The sequence below is a fragment of the Pseudomonas sp. FW306-02-D09B genome (assembly GCF_058782685.1).
In genome coordinates, this window is sequence record NZ_JBYSXY010000041.1 from 1 (window position 1) to 1,086 (window position 1,086).

General features: G+C 50.1%; 2 tRNA genes and 2 rRNA genes. All 4 read left to right on the top strand.

The features are described from left to right. Positions 1-406, top strand: a 16S ribosomal RNA gene (locus tag AC3WK5_RS28995); the annotation flags it as partial. 82 nt (positions 407-488) lie between these two features. After that, positions 489-565 (top strand) — tRNA-Ile (locus tag AC3WK5_RS29000). Between the two features lie 34 nt (positions 566-599). Next, positions 600-675, top strand: a tRNA-Ala gene (locus AC3WK5_RS29005). 234 nt (positions 676-909) lie between these two features. Then, positions 910-1,086 (top strand): 23S ribosomal RNA (locus AC3WK5_RS29010); the annotation flags it as partial.

A 1,086-nucleotide genomic window follows, 5' to 3' on the forward strand; every position in this document is an offset into this window, starting at 1 on the left:
ATGGTGGGCACTCTAAGGAGACTGCCGGTGACAAACCGGAGGAAGGTGGGGATGACGTCAAGTCATCATGGCCCTTACGGCCTGGGCTACACACGTGCTACAATGGTCGGTACAGAGGGTTGCCAAGCCGCGAGGTGGAGCTAATCCCATAAAACCGATCGTAGTCCGGATCGCAGTCTGCAACTCGACTGCGTGAAGTCGGAATCGCTAGTAATCGCGAATCAGAATGTCGCGGTGAATACGTTCCCGGGCCTTGTACACACCGCCCGTCACACCATGGGAGTGGGTTGCACCAGAAGTAGCTAGTCTAACCTTCGGGAGGACGGTTACCACGGTGTGATTCATGACTGGGGTGAAGTCGTAACAAGGTAGCCGTAGGGGAACCTGCGGCTGGATCACCTCCTTAATCGACGACATCAGCTGCTGCATAAGCTCCCACACGAATTGCTTGATTCATTGAAGAAGACGATAAGAAGCAGCCCGAAATTGGGTCTGTAGCTCAGTTGGTTAGAGCGCACCCCTGATAAGGGTGAGGTCGGCAGTTCGAATCTGCCCAGACCCACCAATTTTGCTTGTGTGGGAAACGCCTGTAGAAATACGGGGCCATAGCTCAGCTGGGAGAGCGCCTGCCTTGCACGCAGGAGGTCAACGGTTCGATCCCGTTTGGCTCCACCACTACTGCTTCTGTTGTATGAAAGCTTAGAAATGAGCATTCCATTGTTAAGATGGTGAATGTTGATTTCTAGTCTTTGATTAGATCGTTCTTTAAAAATTTGGGTATGTGATAGAAAGATAGACTGAACGTTACTTTCACTGGTAACGGATCAGGCTAAGGTAAAATTTGTGAGTAATTGCGAATTTTCGGCGAATGTCGTCTTCACAGTATAACCAGATTGCTTGGGGTTATATGGTCAAGTGAAGAAGCGCATACGGTGGATGCCTTGGCAGTCAGAGGCGATGAAAGACGTGGTAGCCTGCGAAAAGCTTCGGGGAGTCGGCAAACAGACTTTGATCCGGAGATGTCTGAATGGGGGAACCCACCTAACATAAGTTAGGTATCTTAAGCTGAATACATAGGCTTAAGAA